Annotated in this window: 1 pseudogene; it reads right to left on the minus strand. The window is 72.1% G+C overall.

The annotated features are described in order from the left end of the window. Positions 1-255 (minus strand): annotated as a pseudogene (locus tag AX685_RS08860) (3-oxoacyl-ACP synthase); the annotation flags it as partial. Positions 256-513: the final 258 nt, after the last annotated feature.

Raw genomic sequence — 513 nt, forward strand, 5'->3', positions numbered from 1 at the left:
GATCAGCACCCGCCGCCAGCGGCCTGCGGCGATCCCCATCAGCGCGACGTCCAGCGCGACCAGCGCCGACAGGCAGGTGGCGTTGACGTCGAACGCCGCGCCGCCCGCCGCGCCGATGCCCAGCCGGCGCTGGATCAGCGTCGCGGTGCCGGGGATTGGCTGTTCCATGACGCTGGATGCGCCGATCACCATTTCGACGTCATGTGCCGTCCAACCGGCGGCGTCGAGCGCGTCGCGCGCGGCCAGCGCCGCCATGCCGGAGGTCGTATCCCCCGCGCCGGCGAGCGGCCGGCCGGCCGCGCAACGCGGCGGAAGATGAACGCCGGTCCCGGCGAGCGCGAAGGTCATGACCGCGCGACCATGGCCCGCTGCTCGGGGCCAGCGCAATCGGAAACGCCGCGCGGGGCGGGGCTAGTCGATCCGATTATGGTTCGGCGCGCGCGGCCATGGGACAAGACGGATCATGTCGGTAATGCCGCAGGAGGAAGGATGATGGTCGATTCGGTCCAGCGG

It is taken from the genome of Sphingomonas sp. CCH9-F2 (genome assembly GCF_001556735.1).
GTDB lineage: Bacteria > Pseudomonadota > Alphaproteobacteria > Sphingomonadales > Sphingomonadaceae > Sphingomonas > Sphingomonas ginsenosidimutans.